This is a genomic window from Halioxenophilus sp. WMMB6 (assembly GCF_033283405.1).
GTDB lineage: Bacteria > Pseudomonadota > Gammaproteobacteria > Pseudomonadales > Cellvibrionaceae > Halioxenophilus.
Genome location: NZ_JAWMQR010000003.1, coordinates 244,932 through 266,241, shown reverse-complemented (window position 1 = coordinate 266,241; position 21,310 = coordinate 244,932). Strand labels below are relative to the sequence as shown.

The following is a 21,310-nucleotide window of genomic DNA, read 5'->3' as shown; positions in this document are numbered from 1 at the left end:
CCTTCCGATTTCCTTCTAAAACATTCATGTTGCTATTATCAACCGTTAAGCTCTGTTGATATTGGTGCTCCAGTAGGCCGGACAAATTCACCTGGGAAACGCCCGGTAACTGCACCATTATCAAAGGTTGGAACACCGTTTACCAGCGTGATAACCATTGGCGCGGGAGCCCGTGTATAGCGATAGGTACGGCCACCTTTACCATCCCAAACGTCCCAAATTTTCTCTTCAGCTCGACGCTCGACTTGCTCCAGGTTAAAGACGGCGATGTCGGCTACCTTCCCAACTGCTATGGTTCCTCGATCTTGCAGGCCAAAAAAATTAGCGAGTTTACCCGTCATGACATGCACGGCTTCTTCGATGGAGAGTAGTCCATCGTCACGTACAAATTTGGTCAATAGCGAAATATTATCGCCGTAGCCGCAGAACATCTTACCGTGGGCACCGCCATCAGAGATGTTGCCAACAGAGCGTGGGTCTCGCAACATTTTTAATAGCAAATCCATATTGCGTTCCCAGGAACGCTTGTGGATTACAGATTCTGGCCCATTGTTTAATACCCATTGTGCCAGCGCATCAGAGGCATGTTCGATACCAGTAGCCTTCATGTAGTCTGCCAATGTAATACCGACAGGGCCGTAGCCGGATTCACTCTCTTTGAAGGTTAAGGCACTAGGGTCGTGTAGGTACGAGTGAGCGTACTGGTTGTCCCAGGACTCGCGAGCCCGGGCTAGCCACTCGGGATCGGTCAGCAGCCGATTTTTCGCATCCAGGCCTTCGGTGTCTATAAGCTCTTGCCACGCCTGATTGCCATTCTGGGCAAACACCAGAGAGCGGCAAAAGTTGATTACCGAGGTAGGCGATTCGTGATGGTAACCGGTCCAATTGTCCATTCCTTGAGCTTTGAACTGCTCGTGTACGGCTAACGACTTTTCAGCGATCTCTGATTGGAACTGAAGTGTGGGAACTCCAGCCCATTGGAGACGTACTCCGGCTTCATGCGCCAAATTGCCGAGTCTCTGAGCCTGCTCGGGTCCGGTCATGCGCATAAAGTGATCGACGATAATCTGTACGGTGGCGCCAGGGTATTTGGCTACGACCTTCATCAGTGCAACGTATTCATTATCATCTGCTTTTTGCGACGGTAGCGGGCGATCATGCTTATCATAGTCCAGCTGATTGGAGGATAACCCCATCGCTCCAGCTTGCATGGCATCGTCGAGCAATTCGCACATCTGTGCTATTTCCTCTGTTGTGGCGGCACGCTGCCAAGCAGCCTCGCCCATAACGTAGAGCCGTAAGGCGATGTGGCCACAAAAAGATGCATAATTTACCGGCACGCGAACATTGCGTTTTAGTGAGCTTTGGTATTCGCTCCACTTTTCCCAATCCCACGGAATCAATTTGTCCATGGGTTCTTCGGGAATGTCTTCAAAGAAATTGAAAATATCGATAACGTCGTGTTTGATTGCGGCTTTGGCCGGTGCCATAGAAAAACCACAGTTGCCATTAATAGAGGTGGTAATGCCATAAGCGGCTGCAGGTTCCATCATGGGCGACCACCAAACGCCACCATCCCAATGGTTGTGCGTTTCGATGAAACCAGGCGTTACTAGGCAGTCTGTAGCGTCGATTACTCGTTCGCCAGTGCGTGGTTGCAATTCAGTGCCGATGGCTTCGATCAGCCCATTACTGACACGTACGTCTGCTTTGAAGGCCGGTGTGTTGCTACCGTCTACGATGGTGCCGCCTTTGATTAGAATTTTGAAATCCATAGGGTGCCTGCCTATTATTATTTTGATTGATGTTACACACTGTAACATCAATCAAAACTGACAGTAAAGCAGTTATATCAGTCTAAAATATCAAGCCGTGAGGTTGGCGCTACGCGCGAGATACCGGCAAAGTGACGGTCTTGCTAAAGCTACAGCAATTGGTGGCTAATCCGGGAGCGATATTCACGAGTAAGGCGAGGGTGGCTAGTCGATGATGGCTTCTTTGCGGATTGAGCGAGCTGCAATGATCATTGCCAATGACGCGGGTAGAGCGACTAAGGTTACGATTAACAAACTGTAGCGAATGGCATCGGTGCCGTAGATTGGGGTCATTATGGTACTGAGCCATCCGGCAGCAACAGGGCCGATGCCCATACCAACCAGGTTGGCGGCCATCGTCCATATGGCGTGTGCCATAGCGCGCATAGAGGAGTCTGCTAATGATTGTGCGGTAGCAATAAGGGCAGGCGAGAGCATGGCACCAAGCAGCGAGCCCAATATGGAAAAGAGCAACCCTGCAGGCAGAGCACCGGCTCCAAAGGTAACGGTCGCTGGCAGTAGGAGGAAGGCACAGGTAAAGGGCAGGCTGGCAATTAGGGCTATAGCGGGAAGCCAACCGTACCAGCGCAGGTCTCTGGCGGCTAAGCGATCAATCAGCAAGCCACCGGCAATGCCACCGAGAACAGATGGCAAAGGGCTAATAAGAAAGTAAACCAACCCCGCCTTGGCCTGCTCCAGCTGATAAATTCGAATTAGGAAAACGGGCTCCCAGGCGCCACGGCCGATTGCGGTTACCATTGATAAGCTAGCGCCAAAAATTAACCATCGGAAACTACGTTTTGCCAGCAATACCCGGAGTACCGTTAAGATTCCCTGTTGTTCCTCGAGATTTGAGACCGTATTGCCATAGGTTCCCCGGTTCGGTTCTTTGATCACCAGCCAAAATAGTAGCGACAAACAGACACCCGGTAGTCCGGCCACGATCAACGCTGTACGCCAGCCATAGGCTTGGCCGATGATGCCGCCGAGCAGCATGCCCGCTCCGATACCGGCTACACCTCCAATCGATAACATCGACATAGCCAGTCCGCGTTTTCTTATGCCAAATATATCGGACAGCAGCGAGGCGAGGGCGGGGGAACTTGCCGCTTCCGTTATACCGACACCCATACGCACAACGAATAGTTGTCCAAAAGTTTTGGCAAGTCCTGCTGCTGCGGTAAACAAGCTCCATAAAAATATGGCCCAAGCGATCATATTTCGACGATTGTATTTATCGGCTATTCTGGCCAGCGGTAGTTGACTAAGTATGTGCGTAATGACAAATGCGGGCCCGACCAGCCAGCCTAACTGTGTGTCAGTCAAATCAAGGTCTAGCTTGATCTGCTCGAGCAGAATGGACACCACATATCGATCCATAAGGCTCACTAGAACTACGAGAAAAGCTAGAACTAAAACTAGGCGTAGATACCAGGAAGCGGGGGAGTGTTTTACGTTCATACCAATAGTCATTTTTCTGGGTCAATTTGTTAATGTATTTGGCGGTACGCGTGCTCGCGGTGGGAGGTTGCTAGCGCTTCTAGCCGTTTGGTGACAGCTCATTTGGTCGCAGGTGTGGTGGCCGGCCATGGCGGGTATTATTGATTATAACTGACTAAATGTCATTTATTGTTGCGAGAGGTACCATTTATAGTTACTCTTTAATGGGGTTGAAGCGGCCTTTTTCGGCAGCCTTGTTCGGTGTCACTAGCTAAGGTGGCGCTAACATTTGCAGCCGACTCAAATGGTACAAATATCTCTTAATAGCCAAATACCATAACAACAGGTTTAAGTGAGCGGTTGTAATTAAGTATAAAACAAGGCTCACCACTCCTAGGTCGAGCCAATGCTCCTCTATCTTTCCCGAACTCATGAGTCGTTGGAATAATCAGTGCAAAAAGCTTAAGCATCGGGAATTGACACTGGCAGATAACAATAAACATTTCAGTCATAAAAGGTCAGTGATTATGTCTATGCCAAATTCACACGAGTCAAAAAAGCTATTTCTGCATGAGAAGGTACGCTTAGGGGTAGATGAAACTACCCGTTTTGTTGAACATTTCGCTGAATGTTATCGCCCGTTAATGGAGGGGCAGGGTGCTCGCTTATATGGCTTATGGGAGGCATCAGAAATCAATGCCTGCTGGCCGGAGATCACCCTAATCTGGGAAATTGATAGTTACTCACACTTGGCGAATATTGCCAATGCCCGCCATCAAAATCCAGAAACCAAGCAAAAGTTTCAGCAGTGGCGGGTGCTCTTAGGCGAACTCAAAGCAAAAGGTGAGGGGCGGTTGATGTTTGGTCATGCCGGTATTAAATCAATCGAAGAGCATCGCTCTCTCGGCCTAAATACCAGTGTAGTGATAGAAGAGGTGATGACAACCAAACCGAACTGTCAAACTCGTTATATCGAGGAGCTTGAATATCTCTATGTGCCTTGGTCGGAGGAGACGGGTAAAAAATGGTTAGGTTCATTTTCCACGGTATTTCGAAATAATGAAGTCATTCACTATTGGGCTTTAGAGGGTGGTTGGGAAGCCTTTGGTAAATACTGGCCCAGTTGGGGGGATGTGCCCGATCCCAGAATTCGCTCCTGGATGAATATGGCTCCTGCTCTCCGTGAAGGTTGGCAGGATAGCTTTATGCAAGCATTACCTGGTAATCCACTAAGCTGACCCTGTCGTCACTTGGTATCTGCTTTCGTCTGGCTATCGCCGGTAATGAATTTCGACTTCACCCCTAGGGGTGAAGAAGTATTGCTAGCGTATGATTTTAATTGATCTCCGCGGCAGTCATCATCAGCTTCATGGCTTCACCTGGGTTCATTGGCGTGTTGAGTTTATCTAATAAGCCCGGAATTACATCGGCCAATTGCTCGGTTGTCCAGATTCCGTTGGAGTGCTTTAAACCAGATTTTGGTTGAGGCATATCGACAGCCATCACCGTGCCTCCCCCCATCTCAAACACTCTGCCATTGATATCGCTTGCCAGGTCGCTTAATAAGTAGACTACAATTGGCGCCACAAATGCGGGGTTTAATTTCTGTCGCAACTCTTCGGTTTTCATAACGCCTTCGGTTAAGCGGGTAACCGCCGCAGGTGCCAATACATTGACGCGAACACCATAGCGGGCTAGCTCTCGAGCAGCGACGATACTCATGGAGGCGACCCCCGCTTTGGCTGCAGCGTAGTTGGCCTGGCCGGTGCCTGAATACAAACCTGAGGCGGATGTGGTGTTAACTATTGCTGCATTCACCGGCGCGCCTGTGGTTTTGCTCAACTCTCGCCAATAGGCGGCCGCGTGATGCATGGGGGCTGCCGTACCCTTTAAATTGACGGCAATGGAGAGATCCCAATCCTCTTCGGTCATATTCGCCAAGGTGCGATCACGCAGGATGCCGGCATTATTGACTAGGCCGTCCAGCCGGCCAAAGGTATCCACTGCTTTCTGAATCAATTGGCCCGCGGCTTGCCAATTCGATATGTCGGAACCATCGACCACAGCTTTTTGTCCCATCGCTTCGATTTCCGCCACCACTTGTGCAGCAGGGGAGGCATCACTGCCGCTACCATCATTGGCGGCCCCTAAATCATTGATGACCAGGTTGTAGCCAGCTTTGGCCAGCGCCAGTGCATGTTCTCGGCCCAGGCCTCGTCCGGCACCGGTGATAATGGCAACAGGTGCTTCGCTCTTGATGATTGACATAAGATCTACTCCGTAATTTATCGTGAGTACGCAGATATTAATTGATTAATAAATAAGTCGGCACTCTTCAATTGCAGAATGCGTTGGACATTTTAGGTGATTTTAAAATTTCTGATTTTAGGCCGATTATTATGCCCATAGCCTAGACACTATTTTTCGATCTCTTGCTGGCCTAGTTATTTAGATCGCAGCGGCCATTGCTGATCAGTATTACATCTCGTTCCATCGCACGGCATTGGAAAGAGATTGTATTGCCATCTACCCAAATATCGGTACCAATGGTCTCACCGGGAAACACTGGTGAAGTCATACGCACGTCGAAACGATTAATTTTGCCTGGGTTGTAGTCACAAACCGTTGCCAATACTGCTCGACAGGCAATACCGTAACTACACAGGCCGTGGAGAATGGGTTTCTCGAAGCCCGCTTTCTGTGCGAACTTGGGGTCGGCGTGTAACGGATTACGGTCACCATTTAAACGGTAGAGCAACGCCTGGTCGGCTCGGGTTTGTGTTACATAGTGAAAATCGGGCTCACGATCTGGTAACACATGCGGGCTGGCTTTGGATTTAGTTGGCCCGCCACAGCCGCCGTCACCGCGGCAAAAAATAACATTTTCCATTAGATAGAGAGGTTCACCATTGGCTAGTTTTACATCCATCTCCAGTGTGATAATGGCCCCTTTATCAATGCCCTTATCCACCACTTCCGAAATGCGTGTGGTACCAATGAGGTCGGCAGCCGGGGGCAAGGGTTGAAACACTCTCAGGCGTTGCTCGCCATGAAGTAGTTTAGCCCAATTGATATCAACTCCTTGTAAAATGTTGGCGCCACCACCACCTAACACCGCTGCCGCCGAGGGTACCACTTGTAAATGTGGGTGTTCATAAACAAAGGGTAACTCCTGGCTGATGCTTGGATCTCGGCCCATGCCTATGCTGAGGTTGTAGAGCAGCATTTGCGTGTCGGTATAGCTAAAAGTCACATCGGCGGCACGACGGGAGATTATTTCTTGGTATGTAAAGGCCATTTTTGCGAATTAAATATAGTGTTGAAATTTATTGTTGGTTTGCCGGCCAATACTGTTGGCGCAGGCTCTTCTTATTTAGCTTGCCTGTCGGCATTCTTGGTAATTGCTCGACAAAGTCAAACGAGCGGGGGATTAACTGCTTACCCAGTTTTTCTTGTACCAATTGTTTAATCTCCTTGATAAAAGCATCGCTGGCGCAATAACCCTCAGACAATTGAATAACCGCTTTCGCTTCTTCGCCGAGCTCTTCGTTGGGGACGCCAATCACAGCCAGGTCCTCAATGGCTGGGTGCAGCGCCAGTACATCCTCTATCTGTTGCGGGTAGATATTGACTCCACCGGAGATGATCATGAACGATTTGCGGTCAGTTAAGTAGAGATAGCCCTCTTTATCGAGGTAGCCCAGGTCTCCTACACACATCCAATTTTTATTAGTAGGGTGGCGGGTGGCGTCGGTCTTTTCGCTATCCTTGTGATAGGAAATCTCTGCGCCGGGCGTCATTTCCGCATAGATTAGCCCTGCTTCACCAAGTGGTAACTCTTTGCCATCGTCATCGCAAATATGGAAGGGATTACCGGTAGAGCGGCCAACGGAACCGGGATGCTGGAGCCATTCCGTGCTGGATATTTTGGTATAACCGACCGCCTCGGTAGAGGAGTAGTATTCATCAATTATCGGGCCCCACCAGGCGATCATTTTACGTTTGACTTCAATGGGGCAGGGAGCAGCGGCGTGAATGGCATGACGTTGGCTAGAGACGTCGTATTGAGCTCGAATGTCGTCTGGCAGCTTTAACATTCGAATAAACATGGTCGGTACCCACTGGCTGTGAGTTACCCGGTATTTATCAATTAATTTCAGGGCCAATTCCGGTTCAAATTTATCCATCATAACCACAGTCCCACCCGATAATATTGTGGCATTGCTGTAGCCCAAGGGGGCGCTGTGGTACATGGGGGCTGGGGCTAGGTAAATGGTTTCGGTGTTCATGTTGAACATTTTTGCGGCGGCTATCATTGCTGGATTGCCTGCAGCGGGTGACCCTTTGGGCAGCGAGCGCAATATTCCCTTCGGGCGACCGGTTGTACCAGAGGAATAGAGCATGACGGTGCCAAGTGACTCATCTTCAATATTGCTGGTTGATTGCTGGGCAATCGCTGCGGTGTACTCTTCGAAGCCGGGAACTGTGCCACCGATAGCGAGTTTTAGCTGGCAATGATTCGCTAGCTTTCCTAGCTCTTCTGTCTGAGTTAAAGAGGCTGAGGCCAACAGAACTTTTGCATCACAATCATCAACAATGTAAGCCGCTTCACTGGCCGATAGATGCCGATTAATTGGGGTAAAATAGAGCCCTGAACGTAAGCAGCCCCATACCACCTCTAAAAATACAGGGCTGTTTTCGAGAAATAGGGCAACGTGATCGCCTCGGCGTAAGCCTGTATTGTAGAGAAGTTGAGCTACCTGATTGGAGTGCTCATTGAGTTCTCGATAGGAGACGATTGTGCCCGAAGATGGGTGAATAATGGCGGGCTTATCGGGTTGAGTCTCTGTGTATACACCAGGGTACATGGATCAATTACCTATCGTTTTTCTTTTTCTGTTTTTGTTTAATATCTGATTACTGGTGTTTATGGTTACCTAAGTAACGATTTCTTACAGTTGCTAGTATTCTTTTAGACGTTAGCATTCATTGCTAAATATGATGGTACCTGCCGCACTGAACATATTCCCTACGCCATGGCAAACTGATATTTTGGCACCCTCAATCTGGGCGGCAGCAATACCGCGCATTTGCCTTACGCTTTCCTGCAGAGCGTACATCCCGTACATGCCCGAGTGCATATAGGAGAGGCCGCCGCCATTGGTATTGACTGGCAGGTCGCCACCTGGGGCGGTGCGCCCTTCGCGAAAATAGTCTTTAGCTTCACCCTTCTTACAGAACCCCAGGTCTTCCAGGCCGTACAGAGGCAGATGCGCAAATGCATCATAGATCATCAAGTGGTCAACCTCGGCATGGGTGATACCGGCTGATTCAAAGGCCGCATTGCCTGATACACGAAATGCTTTCGAGCTGGTGAAATCTTCCATCATGCTGATGCTTACGCACTCCACGGCCTCGCCACTTCCCATGATGTAAACCGGTTTGGTGGGGAAGTCCTTGGCTCGTTCAGCCTTGGTTAAAATCAAGGCCCCGCCACCATCGGTAACCAGGCAGCACATGAGTTTGCGGTAGGGGTAGGCGATCATCTTCGAATTCATGACATCGTCGATGGTGATCGGCTCCTTGGCAAAGGCTCTAGGATTTTTCGCTGCCCATTGCCGTTGGGTAACGGCGACACGGGCGAGGTCTTCTATCTCGGCCCCGGTCTCCTTTAAGTAGCGTAATACTGGAATGGTGAACATGGTGGCAGGAATAGAGACGCCATAGGGCGCTTCAAACTGCCCGAAAGGACTGGCTGGTGCTGGAGCATATTGTGGTGGTGCCACCATCGAGCGTCCGGATTCTCCGTGGGTGATCAATACGGTATTGCAATAGCCGGCGTTGATGGCTGCGGCGGCGTGTCGGACATGGAGCATAAAGGAGCAGCCGCCGACATTGGTACCATCGACCCATTTGGGCGTTATGCCGAGCATGGTTGAGACATTCCAGGGGTGCTCGCCGGCACAGGCGATACCATCGATATCCTGGGGTTTTAATCCTGCATCGGCGATGGCGTTAAGCGCGGCATCTAGGTGTAAACCAAGTGCTGAGACATTCGGGATTACTCCCATCTCAGTGGTTTCGGCCGCGCCCACCACGGCAATGCTATTGGGTTGGATTGTCATCGGTTACTCCGCGGGCTTGAACAGAGGCAGGCTGATATCGTCATTTTGCTTGGCGAAGGTTACCTGCAGAGGCATATCCAGTATTAGCGCCTCCGGGGTCTGCGGGCAGTCGACGATATTGGTCATCATGCGTGGCCCCTCTTGCAGAGTAACTACGGCGATTGAGTGTGGTTCACTGCCCATATCCGGTCTCGGGCGGTAGTTGATGTTGTAGGAGTAGAGGGTGGCCCGGCCGCTGGCTTTATAAACTTCCACCTCGCGGTTACCGCAATGGGGGCAGAAGGGGCGAGGAGGGAAATAGGACTCTTTACAGGCGCAGCAGCGTTGTAGGCGCAGTTCCCCGTCTCGGCAGCCATCCCAAAAATGTTGGGTCTCTGGTGTGGGCTTGGGCAGTACCCTTGGCTTGGCATTCATTTTTATAAGCTCCTCTTTTTATACTTTAGGGTGAGGAATAAACACTGATTTTGATATCTAAAAACTGATTATGCAACAGTTATTTGGGTGGGGGTGATAGTGGCCTGTTTTGTACACCAGGGACCGAGACCGTTTCGCCACTCTTTATCAGTGGGCAGTATAGGGCTGTCCGCTTAAGCCAAAATTACCAAATTTTTGTTATAAAATCTGACATTACTAGACTAAAAGCACTCTTTAGAGGAAGAGGGTGTTATCTTGGTAAGCTGATCATAACACAGGGAAATTACAATTCGAAACAGTAATGTTTTGAAATTGCGTCATCCTATAATTGACATTACGTCGGTTATTGTGGTGATATGCTGTTGCCGAGTCAGCGAGCTTGAATTATGAATAATAACAATACGGCCGCCGAGCCATTGCACGAGTTAGGCTTCTATATGTTAGCCGGTCACAGTGATAGCCCGGTCGACAGTTTCGCCCAGGTGCAACGGGCTGAAGCGTTGGGGCTGGGAGCTGGTTTTATCTCCGAGCGCTTTAACAACAAAGATGCCCCCACGCTCTGTGGAGCGGCTGCTGCGGTTTCAAGGCGTATGGGTATCGCCACGGCTGCGACCAACCACAATACCCGCCACCCCATGATTACCGCGACCTTCGCTATGACCATGCACAAATTGACTTGTGGGCGCTTCTCACTTGGTCTTGGGCGTGGTTTTGATGGCCTGTTTAAGGCCATGGGCTTACAACCGATCACCAACAAACAACTGGTTGATGCCGCAGATATGTTTCGCCGTTTGTGGCGTGGTGAAACCCTGCTCAAGCATGAGAGCAGCTTGGGTAACTATCCCATGTTGCAACTGCTGGGCAAATTTGATGAGTCGATACCGATCTCTTTGGTGGCCATGGGTGAAAAAACCCAAGAGCTGGCCGGCCGATGTATGGATGCGGTTTATCTGCACACTTTCTTTGACGACCCTGCCGTAGAGAAGGCTGTGGCGGCAGTGCGTCGTGGCGCGGAGCAGGCTGGGCGAGACCCCACCAGTGTGCGTATCTGGTCGATATTGGCCACTGTAGGAGATCACATCCCCTACGAACAACGATTGAAAAAAACGGTAGCTCGTCTGGCATCTTATCTCCAGGGTTACGGTGACATGATGGTGGCTGTGAATAATTGGGACCCAGCTGCATTAGAGCGCTACCGAAATGCGCCCCTTATCAAAAACTTTAAGGGCGCTATTGATGCCGTGGCGACGACTCAAGAGTTGGAGCAGATTGCCGAGTTAATCCCAGTCGAGTGGTTGGCCACCGCCGCGACAGGGTCACCTGAACAGTGCGCGCAGGCCATTCAGCACCAGCTCGATTTAGGGGTAGACAGCGTAATTTTGCACGGTGCTGTGCCCGAAGAGCTGGCCCCAATTCTGCCGGCCTATCGAGCCATTCGAAAGCCGGAGATGGCCGCTTTACCAGCCAACCCTGGGTGGAGGTATTTATGAAACAAGCTCTGGATATTGAGCAGATAACGGCTACAGCCTTGTCGGAAATTCTGGGTTATCCCGTTGCCGAGGTGACCACCAAAAAAGTAGGTACCGGGCAAACGGGTGCATCCTATCGCCTGTATCTGCAGGCTGAACAGGGGCCGAAAACCCTATTGGCAAAAGTGGCTGCCGGTGACTTGCAGGCGCGCGCTCGGGTAAAGGGTGGTTATGCTGCGGAAGTGGGCTTTTATGATCAGTTGGTTGATACCATAGATGCTCGTACCCCTAAGTGCTGGTACGCGGCTATCTCTGAGGATCATCTGCATTTTACTCTGTTGTTGGAGGACCTGGCGCCACGGGTACCTGGAGTGCAAGTAGAGGCTTGTGATCTGGTTCGGGCGCAAGCGGCGATTCGCAACCTGGCGGCGTTACATGCACCACGCTGGAATGATCCTAAATTATTCGAATTGGGTTTCCTGATGAACACCCACAGCCCCGAGGCGGCAGCCTTTATAGGCCAGTTGACGGTCTCTTCAGCGGCAACCTATGTCGAGTCCTATCGCCGTGAACTGGGTGAGGCCAATGCGAAAACCATTATTGAAGCTGCTGCGGCTATTGGCCGGTGGATTGGCAAATTAGCGCCAAACTTCAGTGTTTTGCACGGCGATTACCGGTTAGACAACCTTATGTTCGGTGCAGACCCTAACGATGTTGTTGTACTTGATTGGCAGACTGCTGCCGTGGGTGCGCCGACTCGTGACCTGGCCTATTTTTTGGGTACGAGTTTAAAAACTGATCAGCGGCGAGAGCACGAGTCGGCGTTGGTGGCACTTTACCATCAGCAGTTGTTAGACCGTGGTGTGGAAGGTTATGACTTCGAACAGTGTTTTCGTGACTACCGATTGGGTCATCTGCACGCAATTATGATTACCACCATTGGCTGTGTTAACGCCACCGGTGAGCGTAGTGCGGAGAGCGATGCCATGTTTCTGGCGATGGCGAATCGCTCCAGTGAGGCGATCCGCGATTTACAGACATTGGACCTAGTCGACTAGCAGTTACTAGAGGTCGTCAGGGTTGAGTAGCTAATGGCGGCTGCGCCACTATTTTTTTATTTCACATAAAGTTTAAAAAAATGAGTGAGCAAATACACATTACCGATTTTGAGCAGCCCATCTATACCGAGCAGATGATTCAAGTGCTGACAAAATTGGAAGGGTTAGAGATCGCGTTGGATAACAAAAGTTTGTTAGCTAAAGTGCAAGCAAATCTAGATGTACCCTTACACATTGACAATGAGATGCTAGCTCGTTTTCAAAGCTTGTACGGTGAGGTGTTTGCCAATGGGCCGCTGCATGCCATGGGTCGCTTAGGCTTACAGAATCGCGCGGTTGATGGCATCGCTGATGTCAGTCGTATGGAATACATCCATGCCACCTATCCTGAAGTGGGTGAAAGACCAATAGAGCGACCTTTAATCGTGGCAGGAATGCCGCGTTCGGGAACTACGCATCTATTGAAGTTGCTCTCCTCTGACCCGTTTTTTCATACCCTCTACCGCTGGCAGACTTATCGCTCCTTTCCGTCAAAGGCGATGTTGGAAGGGCGGGAAACGGACGATCGCAGGGAAACAGGTGCCGCTAAGGATGCGATTCTCGATGTGACCCTGCCACATTTTCGTAGCCTGTTTGATGTAGAGGCAAGCGATGCCACTGAAGAGATTGAAGTGATGGCAAAGGCGTGTTTTGGTGTTACGCCCTCTTTTCAAGGTGACGTGCCGGAATACGATCGGATGTTTTACAGTACGGATCAGACCCCGGCCTATCGCTTTTTATACCGTTTTTTACAAGCCATGCAGTGGTGCGAGAAAACCCCTTTAGAAAGTCGATGGTTGTTGAAATCGCCTCAACATTTGGGTGCGCTGACAGCGGTTAATAGAGTATTCCCGGATGCCTGCCTGGTCTTCACCCATCGAGACCCGGCCTCCGTATTTACCTCCTTAGTAACCATGATTGGTTATGTTATCCGAGCCACCTACTCTTCGGCCACTAAGCAGCAGATTATTGATAAAACCTTGCGTATGCAGCATGGGTTCTTGCGTGGCTTAGTCAACGATATAGATAAAATCAGCGGTCCAGTTGAACACATCTATTTTGATCAGTTTATGAAAAATAAGCAGGAAGCGGTGGCGCGAATCTATCGAGCGGCAGGTATGGAATTTAACAGTGACGTAGAACGAAGAGTTACTGAACAAGCGCAAGCCCATACGCGCGATCGGCGCGGCAAAGTAGTATACGATTTGCAGGCGGATTTTGGCCTTAGCCGGGATGAAATTCGAAAGGAATTTGCCTACTACATTGATCGCTTCCCGGTAGCCATAGAAGAGAGTCATCAATGACAACAGTAGAGAAAAATAGAGCATTACTGCGGCACTGGTACGATCATATGTGGGGTTGTACCAACTTCGATCTCATTCCTGAAATTGCCGCCGAAAAATACCTGCGCCACGATATCACCGGGGCCAATAACCTGATGCCGGCCACCGCCTATCGCGATATGTTAAAGCCGGTATTGGGCCACCTCGAGGTGCAAGAGTTTCAGTATCATCTAACCTGCGAAGGGGATTATGTCGGGGCATTAGGTCGATTTATTCTGCCGGGTGACAAACAGTGGGATTGGGTGCAGTTGTTTCGTGTTGAGAATAATCACCTGGTGGAGACTTGGCTGGCGGGAATGGGGGGGACCGACCCCATGGGCTATCCTCATCCTCGCAATGCCTGGCATGGCGGTGAAATTCCCTCGGTTGCTTTGCCTCCCAGCAAAAACAAAACGCTAGTGACTAGTTGGTTGAACAATTTCCTGGGTGAAAGTTGCGATCCTAACGCCTTTCTACTTCCAGAAATTCGTGTTCACGATTTTATTCACTCGGATCGGATTGTGAGCGCGGTCGAATATCAAAGCCAGTGGCTCGCATTAATGAACAGTCAACAAATATCTGATTTCCAATCGTTTGTCATTGGAGAGGGGGATATGGTTTTTGCCACCTGCAGCTGGAAGCTGGACGGCGATCGTCAGTGGGACTGGGTGCAGGCATTTCAAATCATCAACGGCAAAATAGCTCGTATATGGCTGCCAGTGATTGGTGGGACTGACACAGATCTAAACCTAGGTGCCCAGACTCGCTGGTCGGCTTCTGTTATGCCTGCTGATTCCATCGCTTTGCCGGTCGATTGAGATAATAAAATGATTAGTAAATTTGATGATTATCCTATCCACCAGTCACCAGAGCCGATAGCGCATACCGCTACCAGTGATCGCTTTACCTACGATCGTTATTGGTACAATGGTCATACGCAAGAGGGTGATCTGTTCTTTGGTATTGCTATGGGGCGCTACCCCAATTTAGGCATCCTCGATTGTGCTTTCAGTATTGTGGTCGACGGCCACCAGCATGCCTTTTATGGTTCGCGTCGCGCTCCCAACGAGCCATCAGAGACCACGGTTGGACCCTTCTCAATTACTATTCTTGAGCCCATGGGCCGTCACCGAGTAGTCATTGAGCCTAACGAAACCGGCATTGAGTGTGACCTCATCTTTACCCCCCGCACCGCGGCTATTGAGGAAGGGCGGCAAACCAAACGCAACTCGCGTTACCTAATTCAAGATGTCACCCGCTTTGACCAGTTTGGTTTCTGGCAGGGCGTGGTTCGCTATCAGGGCAAAGAGATAAACCTCCAGCAACGAGTGACCTATGGCTTAAAAGACCGCTCCTGGGGTATTCGCCAGGTGGGTGAACGATACACCGGTGGGGCGCCGCTGAAACACACCGACAGTGTCCATTTTTTATGGGCACCCATTCATTGGCAGGAGCGTTGTACGCTGGCTGGCTGTTACGAGGACGGCGATGGTTATCAATGGCACAACGATCAGGTGATTGTACCCAGTTACTCAACTCGGGACCAAATCCCGGCCGAAGAACCAGGATTAATTCGTTGGCGAGGTGTGGTAAAGCACCAATTAAATATGGCCAGCGGTACGAGGCGGGCGCAGTCCGCGATAGTTACCATGGCCGATCACGGTGGTGACACTCTGGAATTGCAGTTAGAGCCTATTCTCACATTTCGTATGAAAGGTATTGGCTATCAGCACAGCGAGTGGGGGCACGGCCTATGGAAAGGTGAATTGGCGATTGGTAGTGAATCTTGGGCTTGCGACGATATTGATCCGCTGACCTGGGACAATATCCACATTCAACAACTGGTAAAGGCGCGCTCTGGTGACCAGATTGGTTACGGTGTGCTGGAGCAGATGAATATTGGACCCTATTTACCCTATGGCTTAACCAGCTGGTTTGATGGCGCCAAATAGATGAGTGGGAATCTCTATGGGAAGCGTAGGTTTGGTAACGTTAGCACCAGATTCTCCATTGCATAAACACTGATTAAACTTGAATCGATAATAAAAAGTGGAACTCTATGAAGAGCATTGAAGCGGCGGTATTGAGGCCAGAGCAGTCTGTTATGGTGTTTGAGCACCTCCAGCTGGAGCCTCCTAAAGCTAATGAAGTATTGGTAAAAATTGTTGCCTGCGGTATCTGTCACACTGATATGGTATTACGTGATGCCGGCCTAACGCCACGGCCGGTAGTATTGGGCCATGAGGGCTCTGGAATCGTTGAGAGTGTCGGGCCTGGGGTCTCCGGATTTAAACCCGGCGATCGGGTGGCCATCAGTTTTGCTTCGTGCGGTGGTTGTCCTGCCTGTGGCAAACATGCCCCCAGTTACTGTCAGCAGTTTTTGCAGCTTAATTTTCTAGGAGCTCGAGGAGATGGTAGTACCTGTCTGACAAATGGTGATGAAACAATCCACTCCCACATCTTTGGTCAATCCTCATTTGCTACCCATGCTGTTTGCCCGGTAAGTAATCTGGTTAAGGTGGACGACGAAATACCTCTGGAGTTGGTTGGCCCCTTCGGGTGCGGCTTTCAAACCGGAGCCGGTGCAGTGTTGAACTCGCTCAAGGTGTCGGCAGGGTCGACGGTAATGGTCTTAGGGGCTGGCGCGGTAGGTTTGTCTGCCGTGGCGGCTGCCGTCCATATAGCCCAAGCAGCTACCGTGATTGCGTTGGACTTGCAGGAGTCCAGGTTGGCGCTGGCGAAAGAGGTGGGGGCCACCCACACCCTAGCGGGTGGGCTGGACAGCATGACCGACGCTGTGCGTGCGCTTCTGCCCCAGGGGGTTGACTACATTATCGATACTACCGGTTATGCGCCGCTGCTTGAACCCAGTGTGGCATTGTTGGCTAACCAAGGCACGCTGGCCCTGGTTGCTTCCTATTCGCCCAATGCAACATTAACACTTAGCCCGGTTGGAATGATGATGGCGGGTAAACGAATCATCGGTGTGATGGAGGGCGATTCCGATATTCACACATTTATTCCCGCACTGTTGGAACACTTTAAAAAGGGTCGTTTTCCAGTCGATAAATTAGTGCGTTATTACGATTTCCACGATCTTAACAGTGCCATTGATGATGCAGAACTGGGTGTAACCATTAAAGCAATCGTTACCATGCCCAAGTAGCGGTTAGTTATTACATCGAATATTTTTGTTCCGCTAATGGTGCTGAAATTATAACGGCAGTACGGTGAGGAGTAGCTGGCTATGAATGTATTTAAGCTGTTAATTGATGGTCAATTGGTCGATGGCGCATCTTCCATTGATGTAATTAATCCGGCAACGGGTGAGGTATTTCAACAGGCCCCCAGAGCCGATGAGGTTCAACTCAACACAGCAATAGAAGCGGCCAAAAATGCCTTTTCAGCCTGGTCTGCTACAGCAATTGATTACCGGCGTGAGCTGCTAATTAAATTGGCAGATGCAATTGATGCCAGGCTGGGCGAATTCGCCAAGCTGCTGACTCGCGAACAAGGGCGACCTATTGAACAGGCTCAAGGGGAGATTTTTTTCTGTTCTTATACCTTGCGACTGTTTGCCGGCATGGAGTTAGCCCCCAAAGTCCTAAAAGAAGACGACAATGCCAAAGTGGTTGAATATCGACAACCACTGGGTGTGGTGGCGACTATTACTCCCTGGAATTTTCCGTTGTTAATGGTAACCAATAAACTGGCGCCGGCGTTGTTGGCTGGTAATACCCTAGTTATCAAGCCCGCTCCGACCACCCCATTAACCACATTAATGCTCGGCGAGCTCTGTGCCGATATCTTCCCAGCAGGGGTGGTAAACACTGTGGTGGATAACAACGATTTGGGTGGGTTAATTACCTCAGACCCGGACGTTGCTAAGGTCGCCTTTACAGGCTCCACAGCTACCGGTAAAAAGGTACTGGCCAGCTCTGCGGAAACATTGAAGCGGCTCACATTGGAGTTAGGTGGCAACGATGCTGCTTTGGTGTTGGATGATGTTGATGTCAAAGCGGTAGCTGCGCAAATTTATAATTGCTCAACTTACAATGCCGGACAAATATGTGTGGCGATTAAGCGTGTTTATGTACCCGATGCGCTATACGATGAGTTTTGCAATGAATTAGCCAGACTGGCTAACAATAGTGTCGTAGGTGATGGTTTTGAGCCCGGTGTACAAGTGGGGCCTTTGCAGAACAAATTACAATTTGAAAAAGTAAAAAGGCTACTGGAAGACACCAAAAAACGTGGCAATATAATTGCAGGCGGAGAGGCTCTGAATCGGCCTGGCTATTTTATTGCACCAACCATTGTGCGTGATATTGATGATAAGGCCAAGTTGGTTGCCGGCGAACAATTTGCTCCAATTTTACCGGTGCTGAAATATTCAGATCTCGATGATGCGTTGGCTCGTATCAATGCCACTGAATTTGGCTTGGCCGGTTCCGTTTGGGGGACCGATATCGATCGTGCAGCTAGTGTTGCTCAGCGAATCGACTCGGGTAGTGTTTGGGTTAACAGCCACATGGCACTCGATCCTGCGGTGCCATTTCGTGGTGCTAAACAGTCCGGGTTAGGAGTGGAGCTAGGCCAGGAGGGTTTGTATGAATACACGCAAGCCAAGGTAATTACTGTGCCGAAAAATAGTCGTTAAACCGGGCTTGGGTTAGCCAATATTCTGCGCCCACTCAACGTAGGTCTTTGCTAAATCCATAGTGAGAGTTGCCCAATAGGGTTTGGCTTTTGTAAAGGATTCGGTGAAAATGTCCCTAGCATCGTGGGGGCATTTTAAAGTGTGGATACCAGACCATTTTTACCAAACCGTTCACTCTAAATCAGTCATACCAAGTCACTAAAAAATGTGCGCCTCCAGTAGATGAAGGAGACGCGCATTGGATTTTCTTCGTATGTGCTCGGCACAACATTCATTGATTTGGAGTGCACGCCGATAAGAAATGACACTGCTTTAACCTGGTCGATTTTATCATCCATAACAACCAGAGATTAGTGGTGTAGACCTCACTTATCGACGTCCTTGGGTATCTGGTTGGCCTGCGCAGCTTACACTCAATCTTCAAATTCGAATTCGATAGGCAGCTTCTTAAGCCCATTAGCAAAAAAGCTCTCAATCATCCTAGGCTCGCCGGCTAGCTTTACCGATCTCAGTTTGGGAATAATCTCTTCCCACAATATTTTCATTTCCATTTTTGCCAGAGCTTGCCCCAAACACAGATGCGCGCCAAAACCAAATGCAACGTGTTTATTGGGTTTGCGGTCAATATCGAATTTATCTGGGTTGGGAATTGCTTCTTCATCGCGATTTGCCGCTGCGTAGCAGAGCATTAGCCAATCGCCCTTTTTGATTTTGCGACCACGAATCTCTACATCTTCAGCACTTGAGCGCATAAAACTTTTGACGGGTGTTGCCCAACGTATTGACTCATCAATAAAGGCTGGTAGTAACGATGGATCGGCTTGCAGGCGCTTCAAAAGTCCAGGTTGTGTGGCTAACGCCCACATGCCCATAGAGGTGGAGGAGGAGGTGGTGTCGTGTCCTGCGGTTGCAATAATAAGATAATAACCATTAATGGCAGCATCAGAAATGGGTTTTCCATCTACCTCCGCGTGCACAATAACCGTTGCTAAGTCATCTTTTGGATTTGCACGACGGTCTTTGGTTATGGTATCAAAATACTGAATGAGCTCACCAACAACAGCCTGTTGAATTTTTGAGATATCCTCTTGGCTCATCTGTTTCATGGCTTCTTTTACGTCAGGATCCAGTGGTCCAAAAATCTCTTGTGTAATTTTAAGCATCATTGGGAAATCTTTCTCGGGGACGCCCAATATATTCATTACGACCTCTAGCGGGTAGTTGAGCGCAACTTCTTCGACGAAATCACCTTTGCCACCCATTGCTTTAAATCGAGCTGCAGATTTTTTGGCGATTTCTCGAATCTCTTGCTCGCGCTTTTTCAGGTTGCCGGGCATAAACCAGGATTGAGTTAAAATCCGGTATTTCATATGCATTGGCTCATCCATTTGGATCAGCGACAGCGCTATCGGTGATTCACTGGTTTGCATGGAGCCGGAAGCACTTGCTTTATCCATCAAGGTGGATGGTCTATTACCATAAGGAAATTTTTTGTTGTCGCGGCTTATAGCTAGTACATCTTCGTGTTTGGTCACAACCCAAAACGGATCGAAACCGGGTACTTCTGCGACCCCTAGTGGGTTGTTGGCTCGCAACCACCGGTAGATCTCGTAGATCTCATCTGAAGCGTAGGTGGAGGGGGTAACTAGTTTGTTGGCCATCTCCTGGGGGATGTTTGCCTGGGCGGTTTCATTCATAAGAAGCTCCTGATTATTATCTGGTTTGGGGCTGTGATCTATGTTGAATATATAACGAAACAAGTGTGTTTCGAAATATACCATTTTCATACAAAATTAAAACGGTTATAGTGAAAAAAGTGAGAACTAACGACTGGATAAAGTACCCAGATCAAATTGTTTCGTGCCGATAGAGCTAAAGATACTAAGTTAATGAATAGGCCAAAAAAGAAGACACCTTCTAATAGACAAGATGGCAAGCGCCCTGGGCGACAGCGTAGTCAGGAAGCAGATGAATCTATCCTTGCGGCAACCTTAGAGGTTCTTGCTAACGAAGGTTATGGTGGCTTTGCTGTAAATAAGGTTATTGCCAAAGCGGGTGTATCCTCAGCGACGCTTTACCGCCGCTGGGCAACCGCCGATGAGTTAATTCTGGCTGCCTTTCGATCAGTGGGATCTGAGGTGGTTGATATTGACTCCGGTAGTTTGGAAGCTGATATCGCTGCAATGATCAATTTTTTAGCCGATTCGCTCTCTAGTCTTGTTCATGTGGCTGCTGCGGAGGCAAGTGGACCCAGGGCTCCAAAGGGATTAAGAGACGAAGTTGCTTTAGTCTTTGCTAAACCCCGCATGGTGTTATTGCAGACAATTTTGGAGCGAGCAGTTACGCGAGGGGAGATTGAATCTGTGCCACCGCTATCGATTTGTTGGACAATGCTGGTTAGCCCGATTCACCATCAACTGTATCTTTCAGGGGCTAATTTCACCCCGCTTTTTGCCAGCTCTTTAACAACAGTGCTAACGGTCGGGTTCAAGGCCTTGGCCATGAAAGTTTAACGTGTAGTACACATGTGTAAGTTCTAAACCTGTTGTGTACCAGTGATGCTATTATCAGCATTGTGCACCGCAGCTGATCTTAAGGGATGTTCTATAGCCAGCTTTGAGTACTCCCAGCCATCCTTTAAGCACGCTAGAATTCAAAAGCGTTTTAGCTAGAACAGTCGGAAGATGGCGGTTGAACAGTGCAACCTGAACAATTTGCTTGGCAACAGGTTGGTCGGAGTATTAGCTTAATATCACCTAGCTAGGAATATTCTAATTACTGAAATAAGTTAGTGGTCTAGTTCGTTAAATCACCCGCAACGGTAGACTTTCTTGTAAAGATGACGTATCGTTAGTTTTCGGTGTGTTTATTAGTGCGAGTGAATTTGTTTGCAATGGTTCTTTTACGATTGTCGGTTGCTCCTAAGCTCTAAATAGACCGAGATTTAACGGTTAGTTTTCGCTTTCATA

17 protein-coding genes are annotated in these 21,310 nt (G+C 49.4%); 9 read left to right on the top strand and 8 right to left on the bottom strand.

Annotated features, from left to right (window positions below):
* Positions 1–38 precede the first annotated feature (38 nt).
* Together SBL51_RS10120 and SBL51_RS10115 are read right to left on the bottom strand one after the other, a co-directional pair.
* A complete protein-coding gene (locus SBL51_RS10120; RefSeq protein ID WP_317930808.1) occupies positions 39–1,775 on the bottom strand; it encodes an N-acyl-D-amino-acid deacylase family protein in 1,737 nt (578 codons plus the stop codon).
* A 204-nt stretch (positions 1,776–1,979) separates the two neighbouring features.
* Positions 1,980–3,275, bottom strand: coding sequence for an MFS transporter (locus SBL51_RS10115; RefSeq protein ID WP_317930807.1), 1,296 nt, complete (start codon positions 3,273–3,275; stop codon positions 1,980–1,982).
* Between the two features lie 506 nt (positions 3,276–3,781).
* Here SBL51_RS10115 and SBL51_RS10110 point away from each other — a divergent pair.
* Complete coding sequence (locus tag SBL51_RS10110) at positions 3,782–4,492, top strand: hypothetical protein (RefSeq protein WP_317930806.1); 711 nt, start codon at positions 3,782–3,784, stop codon at positions 4,490–4,492.
* A 97-nt stretch (positions 4,493–4,589) separates the two neighbouring features.
* Here SBL51_RS10110 and SBL51_RS10105 read toward each other — a convergent pair whose 3' ends face one another.
* The 5 genes from SBL51_RS10105 to SBL51_RS10085 all read right to left on the bottom strand — a co-directional run bounded on the left by SBL51_RS10105 (position 4,590) and on the right by SBL51_RS10085 (position 9,793).
* A complete protein-coding gene (locus SBL51_RS10105) occupies positions 4,590–5,522 on the bottom strand; it encodes an SDR family NAD(P)-dependent oxidoreductase (RefSeq protein WP_317930805.1) in 933 nt (310 codons plus the stop codon).
* 172 nt (positions 5,523–5,694) lie between these two features.
* Complete coding sequence (locus tag SBL51_RS10100) at positions 5,695–6,507, bottom strand: MaoC family dehydratase (protein WP_317930804.1); 813 nt, start codon at positions 6,505–6,507, stop codon at positions 5,695–5,697.
* Between the two features lie 73 nt (positions 6,508–6,580).
* The gene (locus SBL51_RS10095) at positions 6,581–8,122 is read right to left on the bottom strand and encodes an acyl-CoA synthetase (protein WP_317930803.1); all 1,542 of its coding nucleotides are present in this window, start codon (positions 8,120–8,122) and stop codon (positions 6,581–6,583) included.
* A 111-nt stretch (positions 8,123–8,233) separates the two neighbouring features.
* Positions 8,234–9,379, bottom strand: a complete 1,146-nt coding sequence (locus SBL51_RS10090; protein ID WP_317930802.1) for a thiolase C-terminal domain-containing protein — start codon at positions 9,377–9,379, stop codon at positions 8,234–8,236.
* Positions 9,380–9,382: 3 nt separating this feature from the next.
* Entirely contained in the window at positions 9,383–9,793 is a 411-nt protein-coding gene (locus SBL51_RS10085) for a Zn-ribbon domain-containing OB-fold protein (RefSeq protein WP_317930801.1), read from the bottom strand.
* A gap of 386 nt (positions 9,794–10,179) precedes the next feature.
* Here SBL51_RS10085 and SBL51_RS10080 point away from each other — a divergent pair, with 386 nt between their 5' ends.
* The 7 genes from SBL51_RS10080 to SBL51_RS10050 all read left to right on the top strand — a co-directional run bounded on the left by SBL51_RS10080 (position 10,180) and on the right by SBL51_RS10050 (position 18,341).
* The gene (locus tag SBL51_RS10080) at positions 10,180–11,283 is read left to right on the top strand and encodes a TIGR03857 family LLM class F420-dependent oxidoreductase (protein WP_317930800.1); all 1,104 of its coding nucleotides are present in this window, start codon (positions 10,180–10,182) and stop codon (positions 11,281–11,283) included.
* Positions 11,280–12,320, top strand: a complete 1,041-nt coding sequence (locus SBL51_RS10075) for a phosphotransferase (protein ID WP_317930799.1) — start codon at positions 11,280–11,282, stop codon at positions 12,318–12,320. Before SBL51_RS10080 ends, SBL51_RS10075 begins: the two co-directional genes overlap by 4 nt.
* An 80-nt stretch (positions 12,321–12,400) precedes the next feature.
* The gene (locus tag SBL51_RS10070) at positions 12,401–13,663 is read left to right on the top strand and encodes a sulfotransferase (RefSeq protein WP_317930798.1); all 1,263 of its coding nucleotides are present in this window, start codon (positions 12,401–12,403) and stop codon (positions 13,661–13,663) included.
* On the top strand, positions 13,660–14,499 hold the full coding sequence (locus tag SBL51_RS10065) for a hypothetical protein (RefSeq protein ID WP_317930797.1): 840 nt from the start codon (positions 13,660–13,662) through the stop codon (positions 14,497–14,499). The genes SBL51_RS10070 and SBL51_RS10065 overlap by 4 nt, the downstream gene beginning before the upstream one ends.
* Before the next feature lie 9 nt (positions 14,500–14,508).
* A complete protein-coding gene (locus tag SBL51_RS10060) occupies positions 14,509–15,633 on the top strand; it encodes a hypothetical protein (protein ID WP_317930796.1) in 1,125 nt (374 codons plus the stop codon).
* 107 nt (positions 15,634–15,740) lie between these two features.
* Positions 15,741–16,847 carry an NAD(P)-dependent alcohol dehydrogenase gene (locus tag SBL51_RS10055; RefSeq protein ID WP_317930795.1) on the top strand — a complete coding sequence of 369 codons (1,107 nt, stop codon included), beginning with the start codon at positions 15,741–15,743 and terminating at the stop codon, positions 16,845–16,847.
* A gap of 81 nt (positions 16,848–16,928) precedes the next feature.
* Positions 16,929–18,341: an aldehyde dehydrogenase family protein gene (locus SBL51_RS10050; RefSeq protein ID WP_317930794.1), complete on the top strand. Its 1,413-nt coding sequence runs from the start codon at positions 16,929–16,931 to the stop codon at positions 18,339–18,341.
* A gap of 413 nt (positions 18,342–18,754) precedes the next feature.
* Here the strand turns inward: SBL51_RS10050 and SBL51_RS10045 are convergent, their stop codons facing one another.
* Entirely contained in the window at positions 18,755–20,038 is a 1,284-nt protein-coding gene (locus SBL51_RS10045) for a cytochrome P450 (protein ID WP_317930793.1), read from the bottom strand.
* 192 nt (positions 20,039–20,230) lie between these two features.
* Here SBL51_RS10045 and SBL51_RS10040 point away from each other — a divergent pair, with 192 nt between their 5' ends.
* Positions 20,231–20,854, top strand: a complete 624-nt coding sequence (locus tag SBL51_RS10040; RefSeq protein ID WP_317930792.1) for a TetR/AcrR family transcriptional regulator — start codon at positions 20,231–20,233, stop codon at positions 20,852–20,854.
* Positions 20,855–21,310: the final 456 nt, after the last annotated feature.

What these genes read in the sequence shown, in the direction of transcription:
- SBL51_RS10120 (WP_317930808.1), bottom strand. Translation starts at nt 1,775, where the DNA reads ATGGATTTCAAAATTCTAATCAAAGGCGGCACCATCGTAGACGGTAGC.
- SBL51_RS10115 (WP_317930807.1), bottom strand. Translation starts at nt 3,275, where the DNA reads ATGAACGTAAAACACTCCCCCGCTTCCTGGTATCTACGCCTAGTTTTA.
- SBL51_RS10110 (WP_317930806.1), top strand. Translation starts at nt 3,782, where the DNA reads ATGTCTATGCCAAATTCACACGAGTCAAAAAAGCTATTTCTGCATGAG.
- SBL51_RS10105 (WP_317930805.1), bottom strand. Translation starts at nt 5,522, where the DNA reads ATGTCAATCATCAAGAGCGAAGCACCTGTTGCCATTATCACCGGTGCC.
- SBL51_RS10095 (WP_317930803.1), bottom strand. Translation starts at nt 8,122, where the DNA reads ATGTACCCTGGTGTATACACAGAGACTCAACCCGATAAGCCCGCCATT.
- SBL51_RS10090 (WP_317930802.1), bottom strand. Translation starts at nt 9,379, where the DNA reads ATGACAATCCAACCCAATAGCATTGCCGTGGTGGGCGCGGCCGAAACC.
- SBL51_RS10085 (WP_317930801.1), bottom strand. Translation starts at nt 9,793, where the DNA reads ATGAATGCCAAGCCAAGGGTACTGCCCAAGCCCACACCAGAGACCCAA.
- SBL51_RS10080 (WP_317930800.1), top strand. Translation starts at nt 10,180, where the DNA reads ATGAATAATAACAATACGGCCGCCGAGCCATTGCACGAGTTAGGCTTC.
- SBL51_RS10075 (WP_317930799.1), top strand. Translation starts at nt 11,280, where the DNA reads ATGAAACAAGCTCTGGATATTGAGCAGATAACGGCTACAGCCTTGTCG.
- SBL51_RS10070 (WP_317930798.1), top strand. Translation starts at nt 12,401, where the DNA reads ATGAGTGAGCAAATACACATTACCGATTTTGAGCAGCCCATCTATACC.
- SBL51_RS10065 (WP_317930797.1), top strand. Translation starts at nt 13,660, where the DNA reads ATGACAACAGTAGAGAAAAATAGAGCATTACTGCGGCACTGGTACGAT.
- SBL51_RS10060 (WP_317930796.1), top strand. Translation starts at nt 14,509, where the DNA reads ATGATTAGTAAATTTGATGATTATCCTATCCACCAGTCACCAGAGCCG.
- SBL51_RS10055 (WP_317930795.1), top strand. Translation starts at nt 15,741, where the DNA reads ATGAAGAGCATTGAAGCGGCGGTATTGAGGCCAGAGCAGTCTGTTATG.
- SBL51_RS10050 (WP_317930794.1), top strand. Translation starts at nt 16,929, where the DNA reads ATGAATGTATTTAAGCTGTTAATTGATGGTCAATTGGTCGATGGCGCA.
- SBL51_RS10045 (WP_317930793.1), bottom strand. Translation starts at nt 20,038, where the DNA reads ATGAATGAAACCGCCCAGGCAAACATCCCCCAGGAGATGGCCAACAAA.
- SBL51_RS10040 (WP_317930792.1), top strand. Translation starts at nt 20,231, where the DNA reads ATGAATAGGCCAAAAAAGAAGACACCTTCTAATAGACAAGATGGCAAG.